Source organism: Phenylobacterium aquaticum (assembly GCF_022695515.1).
GTDB classification, from domain to species: domain Bacteria; phylum Pseudomonadota; class Alphaproteobacteria; order Caulobacterales; family Caulobacteraceae; genus Phenylobacterium; species Phenylobacterium aquaticum.
Genome location: NZ_JALDPT010000026.1, coordinates 54,734 through 78,617, shown reverse-complemented (window position 1 = coordinate 78,617; position 23,884 = coordinate 54,734). Strand labels below are relative to the sequence as shown.

Annotated in this window: 24 protein-coding genes, 2 tRNA genes and 1 pseudogene; 1 reads left to right on the top strand and 26 read right to left on the bottom strand. The window is 69.3% G+C overall.

The genetic code is table 11. The features are described from left to right. From MQH10_RS18135 to MQH10_RS18065, 15 genes are all read right to left on the bottom strand, one after another. Positions 1-1,155, bottom strand: a 1,155-nt coding sequence (locus tag MQH10_RS18135; RefSeq protein WP_242565413.1) for a TolC family protein, incomplete at its 3' end; no start/stop codon positions are given. Continuing rightward, a complete protein-coding gene (locus tag MQH10_RS18130; RefSeq protein WP_242565412.1) occupies positions 1,152-2,150 on the bottom strand; it encodes a YncE family protein in 999 nt (332 codons plus the stop codon). The genes MQH10_RS18130 and MQH10_RS18135, both read right to left, overlap by 4 nt. A gap of 94 nt (positions 2,151-2,244) precedes the next feature. Further along, positions 2,245-3,561, bottom strand: a complete 1,317-nt coding sequence (locus MQH10_RS18125) for a sensor histidine kinase (protein WP_242565411.1) — start codon at positions 3,559-3,561, stop codon at positions 2,245-2,247. Then, positions 3,562-4,239, bottom strand: coding sequence for a response regulator transcription factor (locus MQH10_RS18120; protein ID WP_242565410.1), 678 nt, complete (start codon positions 4,237-4,239; stop codon positions 3,562-3,564). It abuts the gene before it with no gap. Positions 4,240-4,304: 65 nt separating this feature from the next. Then, positions 4,305-5,018, bottom strand: coding sequence for an acid phosphatase (locus tag MQH10_RS18115; RefSeq protein ID WP_242565409.1), 714 nt, complete (start codon positions 5,016-5,018; stop codon positions 4,305-4,307). Between the two features lie 26 nt (positions 5,019-5,044). Further along, entirely contained in the window at positions 5,045-7,345 is a 2,301-nt protein-coding gene (locus MQH10_RS18110; protein WP_242565408.1) for a TonB-dependent receptor, read from the bottom strand. A 344-nt stretch (positions 7,346-7,689) separates the two neighbouring features. Further along, positions 7,690-7,766: transfer RNA gene (locus MQH10_RS18105), tRNA-His, on the bottom strand. A gap of 40 nt (positions 7,767-7,806) precedes the next feature. After that, on the bottom strand, positions 7,807-8,601 hold the full coding sequence (locus MQH10_RS26910; protein ID WP_242565407.1) for a LytTR family DNA-binding domain-containing protein: 795 nt from the start codon (positions 8,599-8,601) through the stop codon (positions 7,807-7,809). A 159-nt stretch (positions 8,602-8,760) separates the two neighbouring features. Then, entirely contained in the window at positions 8,761-9,456 is a 696-nt protein-coding gene (locus tag MQH10_RS18095) for an energy transducer TonB (RefSeq protein ID WP_242565406.1), read from the bottom strand. A gap of 11 nt (positions 9,457-9,467) precedes the next feature. Beyond that, positions 9,468-9,902: a biopolymer transporter ExbD gene (locus MQH10_RS18090; RefSeq protein ID WP_242565405.1), complete on the bottom strand. Its 435-nt coding sequence runs from the start codon at positions 9,900-9,902 to the stop codon at positions 9,468-9,470. Between the two features lie 5 nt (positions 9,903-9,907). Further along, positions 9,908-10,795: a MotA/TolQ/ExbB proton channel family protein gene (locus tag MQH10_RS18085; protein WP_242565404.1), complete on the bottom strand. Its 888-nt coding sequence runs from the start codon at positions 10,793-10,795 to the stop codon at positions 9,908-9,910. A 536-nt stretch (positions 10,796-11,331) separates the two neighbouring features. Further along, positions 11,332-12,990: an MBL fold metallo-hydrolase gene (locus MQH10_RS18080; RefSeq protein WP_242565403.1), complete on the bottom strand. Its 1,659-nt coding sequence runs from the start codon at positions 12,988-12,990 to the stop codon at positions 11,332-11,334. Beyond that, positions 12,987-13,868 (bottom strand): ribose-phosphate diphosphokinase, encoded by an 882-nt coding sequence (locus MQH10_RS18075; protein WP_242565402.1) that lies wholly within the window; start codon positions 13,866-13,868, stop codon positions 12,987-12,989. Before MQH10_RS18075 ends, MQH10_RS18080 begins: the two co-directional genes overlap by 4 nt. Further along, positions 13,865-14,683, bottom strand: coding sequence for a hypothetical protein (locus tag MQH10_RS18070; RefSeq protein ID WP_242565401.1), 819 nt, complete (start codon positions 14,681-14,683; stop codon positions 13,865-13,867). The genes MQH10_RS18075 and MQH10_RS18070 overlap by 4 nt, the downstream gene beginning before the upstream one ends. Further along, positions 14,602-15,399: a hypothetical protein gene (locus tag MQH10_RS18065; RefSeq protein WP_242565400.1), complete on the bottom strand. Its 798-nt coding sequence runs from the start codon at positions 15,397-15,399 to the stop codon at positions 14,602-14,604. The genes MQH10_RS18070 and MQH10_RS18065 overlap by 82 nt, the downstream gene beginning before the upstream one ends. 107 nt (positions 15,400-15,506) lie before the next feature. Here MQH10_RS18065 and MQH10_RS18060 point away from each other — a divergent pair, with 107 nt between their 5' ends. After that, on the top strand, positions 15,507-16,103 hold the full coding sequence (locus MQH10_RS18060) for an NAD(P)H-dependent oxidoreductase (RefSeq protein WP_242565399.1): 597 nt from the start codon (positions 15,507-15,509) through the stop codon (positions 16,101-16,103). On the opposite strand, the gene MQH10_RS18055 is transcribed toward MQH10_RS18060, so the two are convergent. The 11 genes and pseudogenes from MQH10_RS18055 to hisD all read right to left on the bottom strand — a co-directional run bounded on the left by MQH10_RS18055 (position 16,100) and on the right by hisD (position 23,879). Further along, the gene (locus MQH10_RS18055) at positions 16,100-17,113 is read right to left on the bottom strand and encodes a glycosyltransferase family 9 protein (RefSeq protein ID WP_242565398.1); all 1,014 of its coding nucleotides are present in this window, start codon (positions 17,111-17,113) and stop codon (positions 16,100-16,102) included. The genes MQH10_RS18060 and MQH10_RS18055 overlap by 4 nt on opposite strands. An 84-nt stretch (positions 17,114-17,197) precedes the next feature. Next, positions 17,198-17,273: transfer RNA gene (locus tag MQH10_RS18050), tRNA-Phe, on the bottom strand. A gap of 65 nt (positions 17,274-17,338) precedes the next feature. Continuing rightward, positions 17,339-17,509: a DNA gyrase inhibitor YacG gene (locus MQH10_RS18045; protein WP_242565397.1), complete on the bottom strand. Its 171-nt coding sequence runs from the start codon at positions 17,507-17,509 to the stop codon at positions 17,339-17,341. Continuing rightward, positions 17,506-18,546, bottom strand: coding sequence for a ribonuclease E/G (locus tag MQH10_RS18040; RefSeq protein ID WP_242565396.1), 1,041 nt, complete (start codon positions 18,544-18,546; stop codon positions 17,506-17,508). The genes MQH10_RS18045 and MQH10_RS18040 overlap by 4 nt, the downstream gene beginning before the upstream one ends. Continuing rightward, positions 18,543-19,124: a Maf family protein gene (locus tag MQH10_RS18035; protein ID WP_242565395.1), complete on the bottom strand. Its 582-nt coding sequence runs from the start codon at positions 19,122-19,124 to the stop codon at positions 18,543-18,545. The genes MQH10_RS18040 and MQH10_RS18035 overlap by 4 nt, the downstream gene beginning before the upstream one ends. Positions 19,125-19,140: 16 nt before the next feature. Further along, complete coding sequence (infA, locus tag MQH10_RS18030) at positions 19,141-19,359, bottom strand: translation initiation factor IF-1 (protein WP_111458197.1); 219 nt, start codon at positions 19,357-19,359, stop codon at positions 19,141-19,143. A 113-nt stretch (positions 19,360-19,472) separates the two neighbouring features. Further along, positions 19,473-19,925: an arsenate-mycothiol transferase ArsC gene (locus tag MQH10_RS18025; RefSeq protein ID WP_242565414.1), complete on the bottom strand. Its 453-nt coding sequence runs from the start codon at positions 19,923-19,925 to the stop codon at positions 19,473-19,475. Positions 19,926-19,946: 21 nt separating this feature from the next. Further along, positions 19,947-20,425 (bottom strand): annotated as a pseudogene (locus MQH10_RS18020) (UPF0262 family protein). Between the two features lie 151 nt (positions 20,426-20,576). Next, positions 20,577-21,221 (bottom strand): SH3 domain-containing protein, encoded by a 645-nt coding sequence (locus MQH10_RS18015; RefSeq protein WP_242565394.1) that lies wholly within the window; start codon positions 21,219-21,221, stop codon positions 20,577-20,579. A 105-nt stretch (positions 21,222-21,326) separates the two neighbouring features. Then, positions 21,327-22,466, bottom strand: a complete 1,140-nt coding sequence (locus MQH10_RS18010; protein ID WP_242565393.1) for a mechanosensitive ion channel family protein — start codon at positions 22,464-22,466, stop codon at positions 21,327-21,329. Positions 22,467-22,595: 129 nt separating this feature from the next. Beyond that, positions 22,596-23,879 (bottom strand): histidinol dehydrogenase, encoded by a 1,284-nt coding sequence (gene hisD, locus MQH10_RS18005; RefSeq protein ID WP_242565392.1) that lies wholly within the window; start codon positions 23,877-23,879, stop codon positions 22,596-22,598. Between the last annotated feature and the right edge of the window lie 5 nt (positions 23,880-23,884).

Sequence of the window (23,884 nt, the reverse complement as noted above, 5' to 3'; positions counted from 1 at the left end):
CGAGTGGCGTCGTGGCCCGCGGCGCGCGACGACCCGCTCGGCGGCCGGCAGGTCGCGGGAGCGGACGATCTCGTCCTGGGCGCGGGCGGCGGCCAGCGCCACCACCGCCTGATCGACGGCGGCCAGCACATTGGCCTGAACCGCCTCCAGGGCGCGGCCGGCCTCGGCGCGGCGAGCCTCGGCCTCGGCGATGGCGGCGCGGTTGAGGTCGGCGGGCGGCAGGGTGAGGCCGAGACTGAACGGCAGCTTGGCGAGGCCGTGATCCCAGCTGTAGCCGGGGCCCAGGCGCACTTCCGGGTACTGGCGCGCGACCTCCACCCGCAGGGCGGCCTCGGCGGCGTCATAGTCGGCGATCGCGCGCAGCACGTCAGAGCGACCCGCGGCGGCCTCGGCCCGCTGGGCGGGGATGGCGGCCGGCGGCGCGGGCGCCGTCTCCAGGGGCGCGAGCCGCAAGGTCGCGACGGCCTGGGGCGGGACACCCAATGCGGCGGCGAGGCTGGAGACGGCCTGGGTCCGGCGGGCCTGGGCGTCGGCCAGGCGGTGGCGAGCGGCGGCGAGGTCGGCGGCAGCCTGCAGGGCGACGGGACGGGCGTCCTCCCCCGCCACGACCCGGGCGTTGAGGCGAGCAGCCCGCTGGTCGCGCAGGTCGACGAGGTCCTGGGCAAGCCGGATTTCGGCCTCGGCGGACAGCAGCTCGATCCGGGCCTTGGCGAGGTTGGTCCTCACCGTCCAGACGGCCTGGATGACGTCATATTGGGCCTGAAGGGCGGTTAGGTCGGCGGCGGTCAGCCGGCCCGCCCGGCGCGCGCCGGCATCCACGGGAACGTCCGCCGCCGCGCCATAGGCCCAGGGCGAGGACTCGTGGGCGTATTCCGCCGTCAGGCTCAGGCTGGCGGCCGGTCCGACGCGGGCGGTCCGGGCCGCGGCGCGGGCGGCCCGGACATGGGCGGCCGCCTGGGCGACGTCGGGATTGCGGGCCAGGGCGGCGGCCAGCAGGTCGGTCTCGCTCCAGACCGCGTCCGCCGGCTTCTCGTCCAGGCGGCGGGCGGCCAAGGCGGCGGGAAAGGTCTCCGGCCGGACCGGCGCGGGGGCATAGGTCTGACAGGCGCTAAGTGCTGTCAGGGCCAGGATCGCGGACGCAGATCTGAGCGTCATTTGCCCACGACGAGCAATTGGAACGTGCCAGCGACCGCCGTCGGCCGGCCATTGGCCCCCAGGGTCGCGCCATAGGTGGCGGTGGGCAGGAACACGCGGTCGGTCGCGGGATCGATGGCCAGGGTGCGGGCGCCCTTCTGGGTGGGCACAGTCTCCACCAGAGTCGCGTCGCCATGGGCGACGGAGATCACCGCCAGGGTCCCGCTGACGCCAGCGGGTACAAAGGCCAGATGATGGATCGGGTCATAGGCGACGCCGTCGGCGCCGTCGCCGATCTTGATCTGGCGGACCGGCTTGCCGGTCACTGCGTTGGTCACGGCGGCGACGCCGTCGCAGGATGAGATCAGCAGCTTCTCGGACGCCGCATAGGCGATCCCCGTCGGTCCTTCGCAGCCGGCCAGGGGGTAGCGGGCCGTGACCTTGCGCGCGGCGATGTCCACAACGGCCACGAGGTTCTGGTTCTCGACATTGACGAACAGACGGCCCGCGCCGTCGACCGCGGCGGCCTCCAGGGTCCCGCCCACCGGAATGCTCCCTACCGCCGCGTGGGCCTTGGGGTCGATCAGGGTGATGTCGCCGCCCCGGTGGTCCATGACCAGCAGCAGGCCGGAGTGGGCGTCGAAGATCGCGTCGTCCGGACCATCGCCCGTGGCCACCGTGGCGATTGGCGCGCCGGTGTCGGCGTTGACGAAGGCGGCGGTATTGGGCGTGCCGTTGGTGATCACCACCTCGGACCCGCCCTTGATCGGGAACGCCGCATGGCCGCGGGCCGCGGGCGCGAAGGCCGGGTTCACCTGGCGGGTCTTCAGATCAATGGCGGTCACGGCGCCCGTGCGGGCGACCAGCACGCGCTGGCGGGCGGCATCGAAGCTGGCGTAGTCCCAGCCGCCGTCCGGTCCGGCGATACGGTCAACCACATGGTAGCCGGCCGCCTGGGCGGCAGGCGCCAGGGTCAGTGCCGCGAGGGCGGCAGCAGCAGTCCGCGACAGGCTCATGATAGGTCTCCCAGGATTGAGATCAGCCTGACCGACTCGGCCCGACCGGCCCATGGCGAGCAGATCACCAAATCCCAATGTTGGTGGCGCCTTGTCAGGCCACCGCCGGAAACATCACCCGTGCGGTCAGGCCGGGACCGGCGTCGGCGAGGCCGACCTCCGCGCCATGCAGGCGGGCCACCGCCGCCACCAGGGCCAGGCCAAGGCCGCTGCCGGGGGTCGAGCGGCTGCGCTCCAGCCGATAGAAGCGATCGAACAGGCGCGCGTGCTCCGCCGGAGGAACACCCGGCCCATTGTCGGTGACGCTCAGCGCCGCCCCGCCCTCTCCGCCGGACACCCGGACCTCGATCCGCGCGCCATCGCCGGCGTGACGCAGGGCGTTCTCCACCAGATTGACCAGCATCTGGGTCAGGAGCTCCACATCGCCGTCGATGGTCCGGGCGCCGTCGACCGCGAGCGTCAGGCTCTGGCGATTCTCCTCGGCCGAGGGTGCGAAGGCCTCGACGACCGTGCGGGCGATGTCGGCGAGATGGCAGGGCCGGAAGGCTGCGCGACGCGCCCCGCCCTCGATCTGGGCGATCCGCAGCAGGGCGGCGAAGGTGTCAAGGATGGAGTCGAGATCGGCCAGCCCTCCCTCCAGGGCCTGGCTGCGCTCCGCGGGGTCGGCCAGGCCGGCCTCCAGCCGCTGGCGCAAGCGGGTGAGCGGGGTGCGCAGATCGTGGGCCACGTCGTTCGAGACCTGCTTGAGGCTCTCCATCAGGGCCGCGATGCGGTCGAGCATGCGGTTGATGGTCAGGGCCAGACGGTCGAGGTCGTCGTCCGACCCGCGGACCGGCACCCGCCGGGCGAGGTCGCCGTCGATGATCGCCTCGGCCGTGCCCGAGATCGCGGCGAGACGGAGATGGACGTCGCGGCTCAGCGCATAGCCGCCCAGCACCCCCAGGATCACGACGCCCAGCAGGGTCCAGCCGAAACTGGCCAGCAGAGCGTTGTTCAGGACCTCGATATGTTTGTCGTCATCGCCCACCAGCAGCCGGCGGCCTTCCGGCAGGGCGACGGTGAGGATGCGCACCGGCTCGCGGTCCGGCCGCGCCCGCGAGATGGTCCAGCCCAGGGGCGCGGGCGTCTTGGCCAGGCGGCCGGCCATTGGGCGGCCCTGGGCGTCGAGGACGCCATAGTCCAGGGCGCCGGGCGTCCGGTCCCGCTCCTTCACCGCCTGGATCAGGCCGTCGAGACCCTCGACCCGATATTCCTCGACCAGCGCGTTGGATTCCGCGCGCACGCGCGCGTCGAACTGGTCGGACAGGGCCGCCCGGGTGGTCACGACGGTGATCGCGCCCAGCAGCACGACGGAGACCGCGAAGCCCGACGTATAGAGCGCGGCCAGTCGCAGGCTGGTGGAGCGGAACATCTAGTCCGGCTCGCGCAGGATATAGCCGGCGCCGCGCACCGTATGGATCAGCTCGCAAGCGTGGCCGCGATCCACCTTGCCGCGCAGCCGGCTCATATGGGTCTCGACGATATTGGTCTTGGGATCGAAGTGAAAATCCCAGACGCTTTCGAGCAGCATGGTGCGGGTGACCACCCGGCCGGCGTGCCGCATCAGATATTCCAGCAGCTGGAACTCCCGCGGCTGCAGGTCGACCCGTTGGCCGCCCCGGGTGACGGATCGCTTCAGGAGATCGAGGCGCAGGTCGGCCACGGAGAGCTCGGTGCGAACCTCCTGGGGCGGCGGTCGTCGGGCCAGGGCGTTGACCCGGGCCAGCAGCTCGGCGAAGGCGAAGGGCTTGACCAGATAGTCGTCGCCGCCCGCCTCCAGTCCCTCGACCCGGTCGTCGATGCCGCCAAGCGCGGTCAGCAGCAGGACCGGGGTCTTCACGCCGGAGGCGCGGATGGTCCGCAGGATGGCCAGGCCATCGATCTGCGGCAGCATGCGGTCGAGCACGATGACGTCATAGCTCTCGCCCGCGGCCAGCATCAGGCCGTCGCGCCCCTCGGCGGCATAGTCCACGGTATGGCCGGCCTCGGACAGCGCCCGTTTCAGATAGGCCGCCGCCTCCCGGTCGTCCTCGACGATCAAGAGCTTCATGCGCGGAACCTGCCGCGATCCGCTCCGCGCGCCAAGGGGCGTGACGGATCGGCGATCCTCCGCCCCTAGTGCGACAGCTGGACCGTCGCCAGCTCCTGGCGCGCCGCCTCGATGTCGGCCTTCAGCGCCGGGGCGTGCAGCAGCTGGACGCCGACCGCCGTGCCCAGGGCCTGGCCGGCCACGACATCGCTGCGGAAGTGGACCCCGCAGACCAGCCGATCCTCGCCGTATTCCTGGGCCCGGGCCAGGATCGCCGGGGCGCGATCCGGCAGCAGGTCGGCCAGCACCACGGCCATAGCGAAGGCCATGGAGGTGTGGCCGCTGGGATAGGAGGACCTGGGCTTGTCGTCGGAATGTTCGCAGCCGACCAGGGTCGGATCGACGAGCCAGGGCCGCAGCCGGCCGAAGGCCGCCTTGCCGCCCTTCTTGGCGACCGACTGCTCGTGATCCACGATCTTCAGCAGCTTCGCGGTGGCCGGAAGCTTTGCGAGGTCGAAGGCCGGCCCGAGCGTGGGGGTGAAGGCGGTGGCGTCCTCGTGATCGTTGTCCCACTTGGCCTGGGCCAGCTGGGCCGGCGTGCGGGCGTCCTGGATCCGGTGCAGCTCGGCCAGCTCCGCCTTCTGCGCGGCGGAGCCTTCCGGCGGCGGGGGCGGCAACAGCCGCACCGGATCGACATCCGCCGCGGACAGGATGGTCGGCGCAGGCGCCTCCTGAGCCCAGGCCGGGGCGACGAGGGTCAGGGCCAGCAGGCTGGCCAGGAGGGGGAACGCGCGACGCATGACGATGATCCTGTCCGGGACGGAGCCTAGAAGTTGACCTTGGCCGAGACCTGGAAGTTCCGCTCGGGCTGGAAGTAGTACTGGTCGTAGGGGACCGTCTTGCCGGGCTTGATCGAGGTGGCCTGCTGGCTGTCGAGCAGGTTGTAGACCGCGGCCTCGAGCCGATAGCGGCCGAGGTTGTAGACGACCGTCAGGTCCAGCGACGAATAGGGCTTGATGCGGTAGGCGGAGGGCTCGCCCTCGGCCGCCCACTGCTCGCCGACGAACTTGTCGGCCAGCGAGATCGACCATTCCTCATTGCGATAGAGCCCGCCGAGCGCCGCCGTCGATTTCGGGGCACCGGCGATCTGCTTGCCGCCGACGACGGTGACGGGCACGCCCAGGATGGTGGTCGATGCGCCCTGGGCCTTGGCTTCGTTCAGCGAGCCGTTGGCGAACAGGAACAGGTTGTCGAGCGCGGCATAGGTCACCGCCCCTTCGACGCCCTTATAGGTCGCGCCGCCGAGGTTGAAGTTCACCGTCTCCGTGCCGACCGTGGTGGTCTGCAGCTTGTTGGTGAAGTCGATGTAGTAGGCGTCGGCGTCGAAGGTCAGCTTGCCGCCGTGATAGACCACCCCGGCCTGATAGTTGGTCGACTCCTGCGGATGCAGCTCGTTCAGGTTGGGGTTCACCGCCTGGGTCGTGGAGATGTCGGGCAGCAGGAAGCCCGTGGCGTACTGAGCGTAGGCCGACATGTTGTCGGCGATCTTGTAGTTGGCCGTCAGGAAGGTCAGCGTCTTCGTGAAGGTCTTGGAGCCGTGATAGGGCAGCCGGGACTTCTGGTTCACGTCGGCGTCGACCGACAGCTTCTCGCTCACATATTTCACGCCGGGCGTTATGGTCAGCTTGTCGGTGGCGTTCCAGACGACGTCGACGAAGGGCTCGTACTGATCCCATCCCGAGTACTGCAGGTACTCCAGATACTGCGGCACGCCGGCCAGCACCTTCTGCCGATAGTCCGGGGTCCAGCCCGCAGCGCCGTGGCCCAGGGTGGCGTCATAGTCGTAGCGGGCGCGCGGGCCGGTGTCGGCCTTCTCCCACCACAGCCCGGCCTTGATCTCGCCGAACGGCACGATCTGGTTCAGGTGCAGGATGTCGCCGTAGATCTTGTAGACGTTCAGCTTGGTGTAGCCGGGGATGTGGCCGTTCACCGTCGGCTTGCCGCCGGGCGTATAGGTGATCTGCAGGCCCTTGCTGGCGGCGATGTCGGCCGGCGACAGGGTGGCGTCGAGCGCCGATTCCGTATCGTTCTTGTAGTAGTAGGAATAGACGGTGTTCTCGAGCTTGAGACTGTCGGTGACGTCACCGGTCAGGCGGGCGTAGTTGAAATAGGTGTGCTTGGTGACGTTGTTGTACTTGTAGTAGTTCGGCGTCTTGGGATCGTTGTTCAGGGCGAAATTCTTGCCGTAAAGCGCGACCTGGGTGAGCGTCGCCCCGGCGCTGTCGTTGGTGTAGACCTGGGTGTAGTTCCAGGTGCCCAACAGGGTCAGCTTCCAGCTGCCGGCCAGGGGGACCACGGCGCGGATCAGCTGGTTATAGGCCTTGGCGCTGTTGTAGGTCAGCGCCCCGTCGGTCTTGAGCTCCTGCAGATTGAGCAGGATCTTGGTGTTGTTCAGCTGCTCGATCTCGCCCGAGGACAGCTTGGTCACCGACATCCAGGTGTTCCAGGACCCGGCCGTCACCGACTGGGATCCGCCGCGGGTGTCGCTGACCTCCGGCGAGAACATGTTCACCGAGCCACCGAAGCTGGCCACGCCGAGCTGGCCGGCCTCGCCCGGACCGCGGTCGACCACCACCGCGCCAACCGTCGAGGACGGGAAGAACGAGGTCGAGTGGTGGGTCGGGCCGTTGGCGTCGCCCCACGGAATGCCGTCATAGGTGATGTTGTACTCGCCATCCTTGAAGCCGCGCAGGACGGTCTTGGACTCGCCCAGGCCCGGACCGCTGAACGATACGCCCGACAGGCTGGGCGTGAGGTTGATGACCTGGTTGTAGTCGCCGGTGGCCGGGACGAACTGGTCGATGGTCTTGCGATCGATGATCGACTGGGGCTGGGTCGCGGCGAGAGAGGCCTTGGACGGGGCCACCGAGATGGCGCCCGCCGCGCCGGTGACCACCAGTTCCTCGACGCGCACGCCATAGTCAGGGTTCTCGGGATCGATCTTCACCGGCGCTTCGTCGGCCGCGCACGCCGCGCCGCCGGAGATCGCCGTCAGGCACAGGGCGAGGGCCGAGCCGGCCAGCCAGCTGGATTTGATGGTGCGCGCGCGCGCTGACGATGACCGCATGATGCTTTCCCCAAGAAGGCCGGCCGGGATTTTCCCGATCGCGGCGCCCCGAATGCTGGGGTGGTGAAAGCGCGGCTGGCGCAGATCGCGCAAACCAAGGTTTCAAGACGGATAAGTGACGGTTTTGTATATGGAATTAGATTGGGATTTATCAATCTTCCGCCCATCTGCCGGTCCAGGTCGGGCTGTAGCTTGGGGGGTTACGCCGCCAGATCGCAGACCCACGCCGAAACGCCCGGCGAGGGCGGGAGATGCGGCTTCAATGACGGGAAGACGGGGCGCTCCGGGGACGGAGCCCAAGGGGCGCAAAGCCCCTCAAGCCTTGCTGTGCAAGGCCCTCGCGATGGTACCACCTCTCAGGTTCGAACTGAGGACCTCTAGAGCCACAATCTAGCGCTCTAACCAACTGAGCTAAGGCGGCGCATCGCGAGCGGTGTTTCTAGTCGCACCGGGGCTTGGGATCAAGCGCCGTGCGCGAGGCATTCTGCGCGATATCTGCGACTGCCCCCCAGGGCCTCCCCGGTCGCCAGTTTGACGGTGAAATCCCCGGAGGGGCTGGTCTCCAGGCTGCGGATCGCCGCCCGGCGCACGAGCCGCGAGCGATGGATGCGTACGAACCCCTCCCCCGCCAGCCGACGCTCCAACTCCCACAGCGCCGCGCGGTGCAGAATCACCCCCTCCCCGGCATGGATCTCGACATAGTTCCCGGCCGCCTCGATCCAGGCGATGTCCGCCAGCGGCAGGCGGCGCAGGCGCGCGCCGTCGCGGATCTCCAGCGGCGCGGGGGCCGCCGGGGCCGACGCCGTCGCGGCCGGCGCGCTGACCATCCAGACCCGATAGAGGATCACGAGGCCCGCATAGACGAGCGCGTCCTTGCGCAGCTCATAGGGCCAGTCCCCCAGGGGCGCCAGGGGCGCATAGAAGCCGCCGGCCAGGGCGTAGGCCGCAAACCGCAGGCCGCCCATGACGACGACATGGACGAGGGAGAACACCAACATGGCGACGAGGTGGATCGGGACCCAGCCGAGGGCGGGCGGCGGGACCGGCGGCGCCCGCCGGGCGACCCTGATCGCCAGGGGGGCCAGGAGGATCAGGACAAGGCCGCTGGAGAACTCCCAGACCGCCGGCTCCCAGATCGGCACCGGCCGCCCGGCCTCAGCCCGTTCATGGGCGACGTTGAACACGTCCATGGTCACCCCGGCCAGGACGAACAGGGCGAAGAGGCTCAGGAACGCCGCGTCGGTGCGCCGGCGCACCCTGCCCCAGAGATCGGTCAGCCAGGTCGGTGTCAGGCGCCCCTCCCACAGGATGCAAGCCGGGCGTGATTGAACCCCGGCGCGGGGCAAAGAAAAAGCCCCGGAGGCGAACCTCCGGGGCTGATCTTGTCCGAACTGGACGGGTCCGCGAAGCGGTCGTCAGTTCTTCGGCAGAGCGAAGCGGATCGGGATCCGAACGGTGCCGCCGTCAACCGGGGCGCCGTCAGCCGTCTTCGGCTTCATCTTGAACAACTTGCTCAACCGCATGGCGGCTGTGCCGAAGTCCTGGTCCGCCGGATCCTCCGAGACGATCTCGCAGTTTTCGAGCGTACCCTTTGCCGTAACCGAGCAACTGATCGTCGCGCGGCCTTCAACGTTCATGCGCATCGCCCGATCCGGATAGTACCGGGCGATATCGTCGCCCGAGGGCCTGCGGGCCCAGTCCGGATTGGTGATCACCGACGGACGCGTCACCGGAGGGGCCGGAGCCGGGGGCTTCGGTTCTTCGATGTGCTTCTCGACCGGGGGAACCGGCAGAGGCGGAATCTGCGGGACGTCAGCCGGCACGTTGACCGGAGGACGCGGCTGCAGCTTCGGCGGCGGCGGCGGAGGCGTGTTCGGCGGCGGAGGCGGCGGCGGAGGCGGCGGCGGAGCCACCGGCTTGATAAGCGCCACGTCCGTCACGTCATCCGAGTACTCCTTGTACTTCGTCTGGAATTTTTCCTTCCAGAGGACGTAGCCAAGGAGGCCGTGGATGATGAACACAATCACGATCGCGATCGTGAAACCCCGGCTTCCCTTGGGTTTCGGAACGTCGAACGGATTATGGACGGGGTGGGTGATGTCTTCAGCCATGCTTCACCCCGTCACTTCTTGTCTTCGCCGACGAGCGCCACGCTGTAGAACCCGTTATCCTGCAACATGTTCATCACGCCCATGAAGTCGCCGTACATGACGTCTTTGTCGGCGCGGATGAAGATCCGCTCTTTAGTCGGGTTCCGCTTGTCGCCCAGTTGCTTCCGCATGTCGTCACCGAGGGTGGCGAGGTCGGATGGGAAGTCACCGATGTAGATCTTACCCGAGGGTTGGATCGAGATGTAGATCGGTTTTGGCGGGTTGGTGGAGGCTTTCGCGACAGCGGGCGGAAGAGCGATCTTCACGTTCACGCTGGCGAGAGGAGCCGCCACCATGAAGATGATCAGGAGGACCAGCATGACGTCCACGAAGGGCGTCACATTGATCTCGCTGTTCGCCTCCACCGCGTACTTGCCACCCCCAGAACCTGAGAGTTTGGCGCCCATGTGGCTTAGGCCCCTTTGTCGAGCTGCCGGGAGATGGCGTTCATCAGCTCAGCCACAAAGCCTTCCGTACGGCCGCCGAAGGCGGAGATCCGGGTTTGGAAGTAGTTGTAGAAGATAACCGAGGGGATAGCGGCGAACAGACCGATACCGGTGGCGAGAAGCGCTTCGGCGATGCCGGGGGCGACGACGGCCAGGTTGGTCGTGTTGGTGTTCGCGATCCCGATGAACGAGGTCATGATCCCGTAGACGGTGCCGAACAGACCGATGAACGGACCCGAGGAACCGACCGAGGCCAGGAACTGCATGCCACCCGACAGACGCTTGCCGAGAGAGACCTGAACGGCGCCGACGGCGGCTTCAGCGCGATGCAGCGTGCTGTCCTTGTTGGCGCCCGAGACGGACAGGCCAGCTTGGCGCGACAGTTCGACTTCCTGAGCAGCCGCGGCGGCCATGTCGGCCAGCGGGTTGCCTTCGAATTCGTCGGACATCGCGATCCGGCCCATGTCGTTGATCGACTTGGCGCCGCGGAAAGCTTCCACGAAGCGGTCGGCCGTACGGTTCAGAGCGCCGAACTCGAGCAGCTTGGTGACGAGCAGGGTCCAGGAGAAGATCGAGGAGAGGACCAGGCCGATCATGACGACCTGCACGACCGGTTGGGCGTCCATGGCCATCTGAATCACGCCGAGCTTGCCGGCGTTCTTCATTTGCGGGGGAGCCGCGGGTTCTTCCGCAGCAGGAGCCGGGGCGGCGGCCGGAGCGGCCGGGGCCGCGGCGGCGTCAGCGGCAGGCGCGGCCGGAGCGGCGGCGTCCTGCGCGAACGCCGGCGCACTCGCCATCAGCGCAAGCGCGCCAATGAGAGCGATGAAAGGAGTCTTTCGTTTGTTGTCGAGCATCTGTCGCCAGTTCCTGATTGGTCTAGCACGTTTGGACCGAGGGTCGTCGCGCGAGAGCGGTTCTACCCTAGTTAAAAAAGCCCGCCGCCCCGCCTGGTGACCACCAAACGCGACGCCAGAGCCGCTGTCGCTGCGCCCGACCCGTAGCATCAATTCCATCACATCATGTGACGATGACGCTTCGAATGCGGGTGCGATCTCTCATCCCCGAAGGAACTTGGGATCTTAACCGCTATGTTAGACGTGCGGCAGGGGTCCTTTGGCAACCCCTTTTCCAAGCGTCAAGGGGTGATACCGCCCAGCGCGAATGCGTCGCTGCTTCTGAACGAGCGGTATTGCTGCGCCGCACAAAGGCTTCTTCAAGTATTCTCGGTCGATTTTCTACTATCGGGAGAATTCTTATGCTGCAGCGCAGCATATTCGGCGGAACGCGGGTCTCTCGATAATGCCCAGGAAGACCACGTTCGGGACGTCAGCGCCTGGAAATCGACCAATCTTGGCCACGAGCGGCGAAATGGTGCGCAGACCTGTTCGAGTCAAGCCGATCCGGGCGAGTCGGCGGTCACGGGTCCGGAGGCTTGCGCCGGCGCCACAGGGGTCGAAGCCGATGCGCCACCGGTGTCAGCGAGGCTTCGCGCCAGCTGCTTGAGCAAGGCGGTCCGCGCCGCGTCGTCCAGCCCCTCCAGACGGGCGTCCAGGGCCAGCAGCAGGGCGGCCCGGGCGTTGTGCCAGTCCGGTCGGGCGGCCGCGCCCGCCGCGATCCGGCGGGGCCCCTCTGACGCCTCCGCCCCCTTGGCGGTCAGACGGAAGGTCTGGTCCATCACCGGGATGAAGAGCCGGCTCTCGGGAAACCCCTCCCCGGCCAGCCGCGCCTTGAGGCCTTCCAGCCCCGGCGGCTCCCCGTGGGCCAGGAACACGCCGCCGCGAACCGGCCCCCGCGCCTTGGCCCAGGCGGCCAGCCCGCGGGCGTCGGCGTGCCCGGAATAGACGTCGAGGGTGCGGATCGCCGCCCGCACCTGGATGTCCTCGCCCTGGATGCGCACCCGCTCGGCGCCTTCCGCCAGGATCCGGCCCAGGGTGCCGACGGCCTGATAGCCCGCCAGCAGGACGGTCGCCTTGCGGTTCCACAGCAGGCGCTTCAGATGCTTGCGCACCCGGCCCGCGTCGCACATGCCGCTGGCCGCCAGGATGATGTGCCAGCCCTTCAGGCGGTCGAGGGTGTCGCTCTCCCAGGGATCGCGCAGGAACTTGAGCTGCTCGCTGGCGTGAAGGTCCTCGAAGGGATTGCGTCCCGCGGACCGGATCCAGCCGCGCTGGCGGAACACCTCGGTCGCCTCGATGGCGAGCGGCGAGTCCAGGAAGACGTCGCAGTCCGGAACCTGGCCGTCGCGCATCAGGGTCAGGATGTCGGCCAGGAGCTCCTGGGAACGCTCCACCGCGAAGGCCGGGATCAGCAGCGGCCCTCCGGCGGCCTGGGCCTGGTTCAGCACCTCGGCGAGCTGGCGGCGACGATCGTCGGGGGTAGCGTCCGTCCGTTCCCGATCCCCATAGGTGGATTCCAGAATCAGATAGTCGACCCCCGACGGCCCCTCGGGATCGGCGGAATAGTCCCGCCCCCCGGGTCCGAGGTCCCCGGAGAACAGCAGGCTGACCGGCCCGTCCTGGGTGTCGACGCGCAGCTCGATGGAGGCCGCGCCCAGGATGTGGCCGGCTTCCCAATAGATGGCGGTGACGCCGGGGGCGACGGCCACCGGATCGCCCAGCTTGACCTTCCGGAACAGAGCCAGGGTCGGTTCGGCGTCTTCGGCGGTGTAGATCGGCTCGACCGCATCGCGGCCGCGGCGCTCATTGCGGCGATTGAGCTGGCGGACCTCGCTCTCCTGGATGCCGCCCGCGTCGGCCAGCATGACCGCGCAGAGATCGCGGGTCCCGGCCGTCGCATAGATCGGTCCCTCGTATCCGGCCTTCATCAGCTTCGGCAGCAGGCCGGAATGGTCGATGTGCGCATGGGTCAGCAGCACCGCATCGACCTTGTGCGGGTCGAACGGCAGCGGGTCATAGTTGAGCGCCTTCAGGGTCTTGGGCCCCTGGAACATGCCGCAGTCGATCAGCAGGACGGCCTGGTCGGTCTCCAGCCGGGCGCAGAAGCCGGTGACGCATCCCGCCGCGCCATGAAAGGTGAGCTTGAGGGTCATGGGGCGAGCTCCTGGACAAGCGCCTGGGCCAACAGGGCCGTCAGCGGGATGCGATTGCTGGGGTGGGGACAGGATTCGGCGGACAGGATGTCGTCTGCGCCGGCGGCGCGGAGCCGGGCCTCGGTCTCCTCGCTGAACAAGGCATGGACCACGGCGACGACGATCCGGCCGGCGCCGCGGCGCTTCAGCTCTTCGACCGCGCCGATCAGGGTGGCCCCGCTGGAGCAGATGTCATCGACCAGCACCACCGGGCGGCCGGCGACCCGGACGGCGTCGTCGAGCGCCAGCTCTACATCGGCGTCGCCGCGCCGGATCTTCAGGAAGGTCGCCGAGGACGCGCCCATCAGGCCCGCGAGCCGTGCGGTCCAGGCCTGGGATTCGGCGTCCGGGCCCACCACCAGCAGGTCCGGAGCGGCGGTCAGGGCGGCCGCGAGTTCGGCGGCGGCGGGCAGCACCGTGGTCTCCACGCCGAACACCGCCGACAGGTCCCCGGTGCGGTGCAGATGCGGTTCCACCGTGACGACGCGGTCAAACCGTTCCCCGAGAAGCCGGCCGATGACGTCGCGGCTGAGGCTCTGGCCGGGCGCGAACACCGCGTCCTGGCGCAAATAGGCCAGGTAGGGGGCGACCAGCACAAGGCGTTCGGCGCCCGCGCGCCGCCAGGCGTCGCAGGCCTGGGCCAGTGGGAAGAGCTTGGCGTTGGGCCGATCCAGGGACCGGTAGACCAGCACCCGTCGGTCCGCGCCCTGCACCGTGACCAGGGTCTCGCCGTCCGGAAAGGCATGGCTGTCGATGAGGCGCAGGGGAACGCCCAGGGCGTCGGCGAGCCGTCCGGCGCGCTCGGCGTCCTCAGCGAAGGCGTGGAGGCCCGTGCTCATGCGGCCAGGCCCACGCCGGAATCGCGATCCGCCGCATCGACCGCAAAGGCGAAGTCGGAGGGTTCGGACGCGTAGAGCCTGTAGACGGGCTGGCCGGCTCGCACCCGATCGCCGATCTTGGCCAAGAGGTCCAGGCCCGCCCCCGGGTCGGTGGGGGCGCCGGCCAGCCGGGCGATGGTGGCGATCCTCAGGCAATCGACGGCGGAGACCACCCCGTCGCGCACCGCCCGCACCTCGTGCGAGAGGTCTCCCAGCCCCTCGCGGATCGGCGAAGGCCCCTGGGCGGCGATGATCTGGTCCATCTTGCGCAGGGCCGCGCCGCTTTCGAGGAGCTCGCGGGCCCTCGCCTCCCCCTGCCCGCCCTGAAGCGCCGGATCGGCCTCCAGCACCCGGCCAGCCAACATGATCGACTTCTCCCGCAGATCGGCGGGGGCGTCGGGCGCCCCGGCCAGGACGGCGCGCACGTCGCGGGCCTCGAGCACCGGCCCGATGCCGCGCCCGATGGGCTGCAGGGCCTCGGTGAGCAGGACCTCCAGGCTCAGGCCCAGCCGACCCCCGACATATTCGAAGAGTTTCTTCAGCCGCAGCGCCGCGCGGCGATCGCGGATCTTGGCCGTGGGGCCGACCGGAACATCCAGCACCAGATGGTTGGAGCCGGCCGCGAGCTTCTTGGACAGGATCGAGGCGACCATCTGTTCCGGCGTATCGATGGCCAGGGGACGCTCCACCGAGATCAGCACGTCGTCGGCGGGGGACAGATTGACCCGCCCGCCCCAGGCGACGCAGGCGCCGCAGCGCTCGACCACATCGCGCATCTCGGACTCTGAGAGGTCGACCCGCGCCAGCACCTCCATCGTGTCGGCGGTCCGGCCGGAGAGGTGATCGCCCGCGACGAGGTCTTGGGCATGATCAGGCCGTGGGCGGCCACGATCGGGGTGACGATGAGGGAGGTGCGGTTGCCGGGCACGCCGCCGATGCAGTGCTTGTCGACCACCAGGCCCGGCGGCCAGGTCAGGCGCGCCCCGGCCTCGACCATGGCGCGGGTGAAATCCAGGGTCTCGTCGGCGGTCATGAAGCCGGCGCAGGCGACCAGGAACGCCGCGACCTCGATATCGGACAGGCGATGGGCGGCCAGGTCGCGGGCGATGTCGCCATAGGCGTGGGCGTCGAGGGTCTCGCCCATCACCTTGGCCCGCACGGCCTCCAGGGTGTGGGCCGGCTGGGCCGGGGCGATCTCGATGCGCGTTCCGGGGGCCGCGCCCAGCCGGTGACGCAGGGGCTCCGGCAGGCCGATCTCGTCGGCGGCCACCACCGAGGGGTCGTCGCAGATCATCGGCGAGGCCAGGAAGCTGCGCCCGCCGGCCCGAATCTCCACCTTGCGCAGGCCGGCCAGGCGCTCAGGGCGGATCGCAACGCAGGATCGCGCCAGCAGGACGACATTTTCCCGGAAGGTGTCGAGGGCCAGCGGCTTGGCCCTGAGGCCCGGCGGCGGCGGTGCGCCATCGGCCTTCGAGTTCGGTGCGGTCGTCATGCGGTCCCCCTGCCCGCCGGACTGTGCCGGCTTCGGCGCCCGCGCGCCGTGACAGATATCAAGGCGCAAGGGTCGATCCGCGCTACTCTGCCGTGAGGAGGCCCGCCATGAAACACGCCGTGATCATCGCCCACCCCGCGCCTGACAGCTTCACCGCCGCCGTCGGCCGCACCTATGCCGAGACCGTTCGCGCCCTGGGCCAGGAGGCCCTGGTGCGCGATCTCTACGCCATGGAGTTCGATCCCTGCCTGAAGGCCTCGGAACTGCCGGGACCAGATGGCGTCCAGCCCGGCGCCGACATTGTCGCCGAGCGGGCCCTGATGGCCGATGTCGACGTCTTCGCCTTCATTTATCCGTTCTGGTTCAACGCGCCGCCGGCGATCCTGAAAGGCTATGCCGACCGCATGTTCGGGCTGGGATTCGGCTATGCGGCGGCGAGCGGCGGCACTGAGCCCCTGCTGTCCAACCGCCGGCTGATCAGCCTCTCATCGTCCGGCGCCCCGGACCGCTGGGTGGAGGAGACCGGAGCGCTGTCGGCCCTGCGCCAGCATTTCGACGGTCATCTGGCCGGCGTCTGCGGCCTGAACGTCATCGACCACCTGCATCACGGCGGGGTCACGCCCGGCATCACGGCCGAGGCGGTGGCGGACATGCTGGAGGATGTGGCCCGGGCGGTCAGGGCCGCCTTCGCGCCGTCGGTCTAGTCGGCGGCCCGCGCCTCGATCTCGCCAAGCACGGCGGACCAGTCGCCGTGGGCCGGCTGCCGGAAGAGGCGGACGGTAGGATACCAGACGCTGCCCTCGCCCTGGCGGCCCCAGCGCCAGTCCACGCCGCGGGCGGGCAACAGGATCCAGGTCGGCTTGCCGAGCGTGGCCGCCAGGTGGGCGATCGCGGTGTCGACGGAAATCACCCGGTCGAGCCCCGCCACGATCCGGGCGGTCTCCAGGAAATCCATCGCCCCGGTGGCCTCGGGCGACAGATCGCGGCCCAGGGCCAGCAGGCGGGCGGCGTCCTCCGCGTTCAGGGAGCGATTGGCGTCATTGGCGTGGGTGGGGCGGCCGCGGACGACGACCCCGGTTCCGCCCCCCGCGCCCAGGGGGACCCGCAGGTCCGTGGGCGGCGGGATGGTGGCCTCGCGCAGATCGAGCCGCCATGGCAGGGAGCCGATCAAGGTCCAGCAGTCGGCTTCGGGAAGCGCCACGCCCTCGCGGCCGCCGACCACTGTGATGCCGAGGGGCGCGAACAGAGTCTCCAGGATGGGGGAGCAGACGAAGCTCACCTCCGCGCCGAGCTGGGTCAGGGCGGGGAACAGGCGCGACAGCTGGATCTGATCGCCGAACCCCTGCTCGCCATAGACCCTCAGTCGCTTGCCGCGGAGATCCTCGCCCCGCCACTCGGGCAGGTCGGGCGCAGGGGGGAGATAGGCGCCGGGGACCGCCGGCGGGCCTTCATAGGCGGGCCAGCCCTGCGCATAGCGGCCGGCGCCCAGCCACAGCATGGCGAGGCTGTGCTCGGAGGCGGCGAAGTCGGGCTTGGCCTTCAACACCTTGCGGAACGCCGCCTCCGCCTCGGCGAAGCGGCCGGCGGCGTTGTAGAGCACGGCGAGATTGTGCAGGGCGACCGGGTGATGGGCGAAGGCGCGGTAGCCGCGCTCGGCGGTCTCGAAATCGCCCGCCCTGTGGGCGGCGACGGCCTCCTCGAACGCACCCGCCATGGGCTGGCTCTAACACGGCCAGGACCGTCTGATCCAGCGGGCGCCAGGGCCGCCGGGTCAGGCGTATGAGGAGAAAAGGGGAAGTGGTGCCTGGGGCCGGAATCGAACCAGCGACACGCGGATTTTCAATCCGCTGCTCTACCAACTGAGCTACCCAGGCTTGGGCCGTCGAAACGGAGGCGTGTCTATAGAAGAGGGTCGCGCCCGTGTCCAGCGAGGCCGACGCTAGTTTTCGTCCTCATTGTCCGGCAGCGGCTCGTCGTCCTCGCTGGCCTTGACCACATAGCCGCCGGTCAGCCAGCGCTGGAGGTCCACATTGGCGCAGCGCTGCGAACAGAAGGGACGATATTCGGGCTGGATCGGCTTGCCGCAGATGGCGCAGACGGGCTTGCTCATCGGGATTTCACCTCGAACCGGTCGTGGGCCAGGGCGGGGTCGGGCGTGATGGTGAAGCGGGCGCCGATCTCGGCCGCCAGGGCCGCCGCCAGAGCCTGCGCCGCCTGAGCCACAGCCGGCGCGCACCGCGCCTGCAGCTGGGCGCCGCCCTGGGCCTGGCCCTCGGTCTGCAAGGCGCGGATCAGGCGCAGGGCCATGGTCTGGTCGGTGGGCTGGCCCCGCGCATCCACCAGGATTTCCCGGAGCGACCGGGCGCGGCGGGGAATCGACAGCTCCATAGTGCCGAGGCGACCGACGGGGCCGATGGAGACGCCGGGATTGTCCGGGGCGAAGGCCGCGCGCGCGGCGGTCATCAGGGCGGTGGCGTCATGGCCGCGCCCGACCAGGTCGATGACCACGATGCCGCCGAGCCCCTTGAGGCGCAGCAGGCGCGCGGCGAGACCCAGGGCGGCGATATTGGCCTGGCGGGTCAGGCGCTTGGCGTCCTGGCCCTTGCGCTCGCCGAGATCGACATCGATGGCGACCAGGGCGCGGGTGGGTTCGATGGCGATATTGCCGCCGCCCGGCAGGGCGTGAACGGTTTCGAGGGCTTCGGCCTCGGCGCGGTCGGCCATCTGGCGCGCCTCGCGCCCCTCGACCACTCGCGCATCTCGCGCGAACCCGGCGAGCTGCTCGGCGAGGTCCGGCGCCGGCGCGAGCAGGCGCGGCTTGCCGTCCGCGGGCCCGATCACCCGCACGGTGGGGAGTTTGCCGGTGCGCGCCTCGGTGCGGAGCTCGACCTCCAGCATCTGGCCTTCGACGGGACGGGCGTCCGGCTTGAAGCTCAGCAGGGCCTCCAGGCCGTCGCCGAGGTCGAGGAAGGCCGAGGCGAAGGCCGGCTCGACCTTGCGCACCCGCGCGGCCAGGCGGGCGCCCAGGCGCGCCGCGGGCGGGGTGTCGTCGCGCTCGATCAGCAGGCGCTCGGGCTTGCCGTCCAGCAGGACGACGCCGCGGCGCTCGCCGAGACCGCGATCCAGGAAGAGGCGCCGCTCGCTCATGGCCGTGCGTAGCCCAGGCCGTCGAGCAGGCAGGCGGTCTCATAGAGCGGCAGGCCGACGACGGCGGTGTAGGAGCCCTGCAGCGCCATGACAAAGGCCCCTGCCCGCCCCTGGATCGCATAGCCGCCGGCCTTGCCGAGCCCTTCGCCCGACTGAAGGTAGGCGGCGATCTCACGATCCGTCAGGCGCTTGAAGTGCAAACGGGTCTCGACCAGCCGGCTCGCCACGCGCCCGCCAGGCGCCGCCACCGCCACGGCGGTCAACACCTTATGGGCCCGCCCCGACAGCAGGTCCAGGCAGTGGCGGACCTCGGCCTCGGACTCCGCCTTGGGCAGGATCCTGCGCCCCACGGCCACCACCGTGTCGGCGGCCAGGACATGGGCCCCCGCGTGCGCCGCGGCGACCTTCGCCGCCTTGGCGCAGGCCAGCCGCAGCGCCAGGCGGCGCGGCGTTTCATCTTTCAGGGGGGACTCATCGATCTCGGCGGGATCGACCCCATCCGGGGTCAGGCCCATCTGGGCCAGGAGATCGAGCCGCCTGGGACTTGCGGAGGCCAGCACCAGGCGCGGCGTCGTCATAGGGGGCAAGCGCCCTCTAGCGGACGCGGAACGTGATGCGGCCCTTGGTCAGGTCGTAGGGCGTCATCTCGACCAGGACCTTGTCGCCCGCCGAGACGCGGATGCGGTTCTTGCGCATCTTGCCGGCGGTGTGGGCGATGATCTCGTGATCGTTCTCAAGCTTCACGCGGAACGTCGCGTTGGGCAGGACTTCGCTCACCGTGCCCGGGAATTCCAGGAGTTCTTCTTTAGCCATAGAGGCTCCGAATTGGACGTCGATAAAATGAACGGCCCACGCCGGAATCGGGGCGCGAGCCGTGGACAGGCGGTCACTATAGCGCATTGGCCCCTCGCCGGTCGACTGGGACGTCAGCGCACGGGGCCGAATCGCTCCGCGATCCGCGCCGCCAGACTGTCGCGCACCTCGCGATAGGCCGCCAGCCGCGCCTCGCGGGAGCCCTCCGACTGGGTCGGATCATGGGTCGGCCAGTACTCGAGCTCCACCGCACGGCCCCGCGCCAACTCAACAGCCCGGTGCTGGGCTTCCGGCGTGAGCGACACGACCAGGTCAAAGGAGCTGTCCTCCAGCTGGTCGAACGTCTTGGGGCGATGGCGGGAGAGGTCACAGCTCAGCTCGGCCATGACCGCCTCGACGAACGGATCCGCATTCTGCGCCGCGTCACCCCGCTCGAGCTTCAGGCCGCAGCTGTCGACGAAAACCCGGTCACCGGCCACGCGCCGCAGCAGCGCCTCCGCCATGGGCGATCGCACCCGGTTGAAATTGCAGGCGAACAGGACCGCGCCAGGCAGGGGCGGCCGGATGACCTCAGACGCCACGACCGCCTAACCCCGCCAATGCAGGGCGCAGATCAGGGTGAAAAGGCGCCGCGCCGTATCCAGATCGGTCTCGATCTTGCCCGTCAGCCGGGTGCGCAGCAGGTTGGAGGCCTCATTGTGCAGCCCGCGCCGCCCCATGTCCAAGGCCTCGATCTGGGCCGGGGTCGAGTTGCGGATGGCCTGATAATAGCTCTCGCAGATCATGAAATAGTCTTTGATCAGGCCCCGGAACGGCGACAGCGAGAGGATGTGTCGCCGCTCATAGCCCGGCCCTGTGACATCCAGCACCAGCCGGTTCTCAACCAGTCCCATCTTCAGATCATAGGGCCCGCCGGGCGCGCCCTCGGGTGGAAGAAATTCTCTTCCAGCAGATCGAATATGGCGATCTGCCGCTCCTGTTCCTGGTCGCGCGAGACCGCAGCGAGGGATTCCTCGTCGATCTCCACGCTCTGCAGGCGGTGTGTCTTGCGGTCTTCGTCAGCCATGGGTGTCGCGGACGGGGGGCTCCGACAGCATTATTGCAGACCCACTCCTAACGTTATCCTGCCCGTCGCCCAACGGCTGCGCGCAAACAAAAATGCGCCCGACGCGGCGGGCGTCGGGCGCAAGTGGTTTCAGGGGAGGAATACGGGGCGTCTAGTAGCTGGCGTACTGGTAGCCGGAGACCGGGCGGACATAGGCGCTGTGGACATAGCCGACGCCGACGCCGTTCTGGCCGACCAGGATCCAATCCGTGCCCCGCACCCGGGCCAGGGCCTGGAACCGCTCACCGGGCTGCAGTTGGCCCACCTTGCGGCCGGCGGTGGTCGGCGCGCCGCGCAGGTTCAGCCGGGTGTCAGCGGCGAACAGGCCGCTCTCGCGGACATAGGCCGCCGGCGAGATCTGGCCGGACAACCTCAGACCCGCATGGCTGTAGGTCGCCGGCGCCGCATAGGCCGGGCCATAGCCGTAAGCCGCCTGAGCCTGATCGTCGCGCTGCATCTTGCAGCCGACATAGGAGCCGGTGGCCGCGCCCACCACAGCGCCGATCGCCGTGCCGGTGCCGCGGTCATGCTTGGCCAGGTTGGACCCGGCAGCAGCGCCGAGCAGCGCGCCGATGAGGGCGCCGCCCGCCTGCTTGCCGCCGGGGGCGTCGCAGTTCACCACAGATCCCAGGCCGCCGCCGGTCGGGGCGCGATAGTCCTGGGCGAAGGCGCTCGAGACGCCGCCGGCCGCGATCGCGCCGGCCAGCATCGCCGCGGCCGCGCCGCGCATCAGCTTCGGGGTCAGATTGGTCCGCATGGGGTGTCTCCGTTCAAGAATGCGTCCGAAGCCGCATGAGCTTCGATACGCACACCCTAGGAGCCCGACCCTGAACGCGCTTTGGGCCGCGTAGACAGCTTCCGTTCAGCTTTGCGCAGCCGCCGGCGGCGGTTTCGACGTCGTGGGAACGGTCGGCGCGGCCGGGCCGACGGGACGGTAGGCGAGCTCCACACCTTCCCGCTCGAAGGCCAGCTTGAGGCGCCGATTATATTCCCGTCCCACGCTCCATTGGTCGCGGGGATGGGTGGTGACCCGCGCCTTCAACATCACGCCCAGAGGATCGAGGCGATCGACACCGAGCACCTCGAACGGTCGGATGATCTTGGGACCAAAGGCCGGATCCTGCCGCATCTCCGCGCCCAGATCGCCCATCACCGCCAGGGCGTGGTCGATGTCCGACCCGTAGGTGACCATCACCTCGAAAACATAGGACGAGAAGGTCTTGGTGCGGTTGTGGATCACCTGGGCTTCCGAATAGGGGAAGATATGCAAGGTGCCGTTCTGGTCCCTCAGCCGGATCGTGCGCAGGGTCATGGCCTCCACCGTGCCGCCGAAATCGGCGATCTGCACGTTATCCCCGACCGAAACCACGTCTTCCGCCACCAGAAAGACGCCCGTCAGGAAGTCCTTCACCAGGGTCTGGGCGCCGAACCCGATCGCGACGCCGACCACGCCGGCGCTGGCCAATAACGGCCCGACCTTGACGCCGATCTCCGACATGAAGGTTAGGCTGGAGATCACCACCAGCACGCCCTGGATGAAGCCGCGGATTAGCGGTCCTAGCGTGCGGACCTGAGCCGCCCGTCTCGCATCGCGGCTGCGGCGCGCGACCCCATGCACCAGGTGATCGACGACGAATCCCGCCACCTCGATGGCGCCCACGGCCAGGATTACCACCCCCATCGCGCGAAGCAGTGCGCCGAGAACCCCGCCGCCCAGCACGGCGAGGTCAACGCCCCAGATGTCGGCGATGATCAGCAGGGTTCCGCCCAGGATCGCCAGGCGCAGCAGGAGCCAACTCAGGCCCGCCGCCCTTGGCGTCTTGGCTTCTCCCTGTTCGGCCAGCCCGTCCGACATGAGCTTGGCGAACCAGCGGTCGAACAGCCGCCGCAGGCCGGCGATCAGACCCAAGGCCGCGCCCGCGACGAGCAGGGATAGGGCGAGATTGAGCCCAACCTCCCGCGCGTCGAGGTGCGCAAAGCTGTCGAGGGCCGCGCGGCCCATCCTGAGGAGGCGTTCAGCAGCGGAAGGCTGGGCGACGGCGGTCGCGCCATGAAGCGGCGAGATTGGCATGGCTGGATCTACTCGGCTCTGGCCCCCGCCCCCGCGAACGCCCTGACGATCGGGCGGTTCCTAGGTGTTCCCCAGCCGGATCGCGGCCGAACGCGCATGGGCAGGCAGCCCCTCCGCGTCGGCCAGGGCCACTGTGTGGGGCCCCAGGATCGCGAAGGCGTCCGCATCGCACTTCACGATCGAGGTCCGCTTGATGAAGTCATAAAGCGACAGGCCCGACGAGAATCGCGCCGCCCGGCTGGTGGGAAGCACGTGATTGGACCCCGCCACATAGTCGCCGATCGCTTCGGGCGTCAGCCGTCCCAGGAAGATCGCCCCGGCATGCCGAACGCGGTCCGAAAGGCGCTCGGGGTTCTCGGTCGCAAACTCCACGTGCTCGGGCGCGATCAGGTCGACCAGGCGCGGCGCCTCATCGAGCGGCGCTAGGATGATCGCGCCGTGATCCCGCCACGAGGCGGCGGCGTCTTCACCGGTCGCCAGGGTCTTGAGCTGGTCCTGAACCGCGCTCGCCACCCGTTCAGCGAATACCGCGTCATCGGTGATCAGGATCGATTGGGCCGCCGGATCGTGCTCGGCCTGCGACAGCAGGTCCGCAGCGATCCAGTCGGGGTTGTTGGCGCCGTCCGCCACCACGACGATCTCTGAAGGACCGGCCAGGGCGTCGATGCCGACAGTTCCATAGACCCGGCGCTTGGCGGCCGTGACATAGGCGTTGCCCGGTCCGACGATCTTGTCCACCGGCCGGATCGGTCCTGCGCCATAGGCCAGCGCCGCCACCGCCTGGGCCCCGCCCACCCGCCAGATCTCCGTGACACCGGCCGCCTTCGCCGCCGCCAGCACGGCCGGCTGCAGTTTCCCGGGCGGCGTCACCATGGCGATCCGTTCGACCCCGGCGGCCGCCGCGGGCACGGCGTTCATGAGCACCGTCGAGGGATAGGCCGCCCGTCCGCCGGGGACATAGATCCCCACCGCCTCAAGCGGGGTCCAGCGCCAGCCCAGCTCCACGCCGGCGGCGTCGGTGAACCACTGGTCCGCCGGGCGCTGACGTTCGTGATAGGCGCGGATGCGGGCGGCGGCGAAGGCGATCGCGTCCCGGACGTCTGAGGAACAGGCTGCGGCTCCCGCCTCGATCTCTTCGGCGCTGACCCGCAGGTCAGCCTCAGTCAGCTCCACCTTGTCGAACTGCCGGCCGAACCTCAGCAGCGCCTCGACGCCATCGCGCCGTACCGCCGCCAGCACGTCGCGAACGGCGGCGTCCACCTCCTCCGGTGTCTCGCGGCGTTCCTCGATGAAGGCGGTGAAGGCGGCCTCGAAGCCGGGCTCGGAAAAGTCAAAACGGCGCATGGCCG

Coding starts and splice junctions, on each gene's coding strand:
- MQH10_RS18125 (WP_242565411.1), bottom strand. CDS start 3,561: ATGTTCCGCTCCACCAGCCTGCGACTGGCCGCGCTCTATACGTCGGGC.
- MQH10_RS18035 (WP_242565395.1), bottom strand. CDS start 19,124: ATGACGACGCCGCGCCTGGTGCTGGCCTCCGCAAGTCCCAGGCGGCTC.
- MQH10_RS18055 (WP_242565398.1), bottom strand. CDS start 17,113: ATGGCGGGTGCGTTCGAGGAGGCCGTCGCCGCCCACAGGGCGGGCGAT.
- MQH10_RS18045 (WP_242565397.1), bottom strand. CDS start 17,509: ATGAGCAAGCCCGTCTGCGCCATCTGCGGCAAGCCGATCCAGCCCGAA.
- MQH10_RS18120 (WP_242565410.1), bottom strand. CDS start 4,239: ATGAAGCTCTTGATCGTCGAGGACGACCGGGAGGCGGCGGCCTATCTG.
- MQH10_RS18110 (WP_242565408.1), bottom strand. CDS start 7,345: ATGCGGTCATCGTCAGCGCGCGCGCGCACCATCAAATCCAGCTGGCTG.
- infA (WP_111458197.1), bottom strand. CDS start 19,359: ATGGCTAAAGAAGAACTCCTGGAATTCCCGGGCACGGTGAGCGAAGTC.
- hisD (WP_242565392.1), bottom strand. CDS start 23,879: ATGCGCCGTTTTGACTTTTCCGAGCCCGGCTTCGAGGCCGCCTTCACC.
- MQH10_RS18085 (WP_242565404.1), bottom strand. CDS start 10,795: ATGCTCGACAACAAACGAAAGACTCCTTTCATCGCTCTCATTGGCGCG.
- MQH10_RS18070 (WP_242565401.1), bottom strand. CDS start 14,683: ATGCGCGATGTGGTCGAGCGCTGCGGCGCCTGCGTCGCCTGGGGCGGG.
- MQH10_RS18065 (WP_242565400.1), bottom strand. CDS start 15,399: ATGACGACCGCACCGAACTCGAAGGCCGATGGCGCACCGCCGCCGCCG.
- MQH10_RS18130 (WP_242565412.1), bottom strand. CDS start 2,150: ATGAGCCTGTCGCGGACTGCTGCTGCCGCCCTCGCGGCACTGACCCTG.
- MQH10_RS18095 (WP_242565406.1), bottom strand. CDS start 9,456: ATGGCTGAAGACATCACCCACCCCGTCCATAATCCGTTCGACGTTCCG.
- MQH10_RS18090 (WP_242565405.1), bottom strand. CDS start 9,902: ATGGGCGCCAAACTCTCAGGTTCTGGGGGTGGCAAGTACGCGGTGGAG.
- MQH10_RS18075 (WP_242565402.1), bottom strand. CDS start 13,868: ATGAGCACGGGCCTCCACGCCTTCGCTGAGGACGCCGAGCGCGCCGGA.
- MQH10_RS18015 (WP_242565394.1), bottom strand. CDS start 21,221: ATGCGGACCAATCTGACCCCGAAGCTGATGCGCGGCGCGGCCGCGGCG.
- MQH10_RS18080 (WP_242565403.1), bottom strand. CDS start 12,990: ATGACCCTCAAGCTCACCTTTCATGGCGCGGCGGGATGCGTCACCGGC.
- MQH10_RS18040 (WP_242565396.1), bottom strand. CDS start 18,546: ATGAGCGAGCGGCGCCTCTTCCTGGATCGCGGTCTCGGCGAGCGCCGC.
- MQH10_RS18115 (WP_242565409.1), bottom strand. CDS start 5,018: ATGCGTCGCGCGTTCCCCCTCCTGGCCAGCCTGCTGGCCCTGACCCTC.
- MQH10_RS18060 (WP_242565399.1), top strand. CDS start 15,507: ATGAAACACGCCGTGATCATCGCCCACCCCGCGCCTGACAGCTTCACC.
- MQH10_RS18010 (WP_242565393.1), bottom strand. CDS start 22,466: ATGGGCCGCGCGGCCCTCGACAGCTTTGCGCACCTCGACGCGCGGGAG.